The 870-nt window shown below is 55.1% G+C and carries 1 protein-coding gene; it reads right to left on the reverse strand.

Annotated features, from left to right (window positions below):
- Positions 1-206: 206 nt before the first annotated feature.
- The gene (locus tag HMPREF2842_RS06320) at positions 207-455 is read right to left on the reverse strand and encodes a hypothetical protein (protein ID WP_070593355.1); all 249 of its coding nucleotides are present in this window, start codon (positions 453-455) and stop codon (positions 207-209) included.
- Positions 456-870: the final 415 nt, after the last annotated feature.

Raw genomic sequence — 870 nt, forward strand, 5'->3', positions numbered from 1 at the left:
CAATAGTATCTGAACGTCATTATTCGGACACATCAATGCTTTATGCATCAAATATCTCTGCGTCCACGAAGGCGCCGACCCTGCAGAATTTGTGCCATGGTTTAGTGTCTTCGACCGTGGTTTTTAACTACGACCAAAGACACTAACCTATGGCATAAATCCGCAACTCATGACCGGATCCCATCTGTGCCAGGTGGGCGGGTCGGCTACACGGCGAGCGCATACATGTCGCGGAGGGCCTCTTCCGCCTCGTCGAGGGCATATCCGCTCTGGCAGAGCACGTCGCAGCCGTTACCGTAGCGGAGGCCGGCGAGGAACTCGCGGTCAGTCACCTCCGGCAGGTACACCATGAGGTATTCGCCGTTGTCAGTGAAGAAGTCGTCAATGTTGGCGGCGTCCTGGCCGGAGTAGAAGGCGCGGAAGTCTTCGTCATTGTAGTAACCAACCGTGTACATGAGGGGCTCCTTTGGTCGCTCGGCGGAGGGGGCGAGAACGCGTCGTTGTTCTCTACACCCAAAGTACGGGGCACCCCTGACAAGATAAGGGGCTACACCGCCCCACGCTGGAGAAAAACCAGAAAATATTGCGGGATGAGGGGGTTTCTGGAGGCGCACTCCCCCGCCTATACACACCACACAGAAAATTCGGTCATAGGTTACGGACTTCTGCCATGGTTTTTAACTACGACCAAAGACACTAACCTATGGCACAAATCAGCGCCGAGGTAGGTCAGGCGGCGGGTAACTGGCTGTTTCGATAGGTTAGTGTCTTCGCCGTGGGTCTTTAACCCGTGGTGAAGACACTAACCTATCGAAAGATTCCATCCCCTCCCCCCCATAGACGGCGAGAAGCCACATGTGTTTCGAGAAG

The organism is Rothia sp. HMSC069C10 (genome assembly GCF_001812205.1).
GTDB classification, from domain to species: domain Bacteria; phylum Actinomycetota; class Actinomycetes; order Actinomycetales; family Micrococcaceae; genus Rothia; species Rothia mucilaginosa.

Coding starts and splice junctions, on each gene's coding strand:
- HMPREF2842_RS06320 (WP_070593355.1), bottom strand. CDS start 455: ATGTACACGGTTGGTTACTACAATGACGAAGACTTCCGCGCCTTCTAC.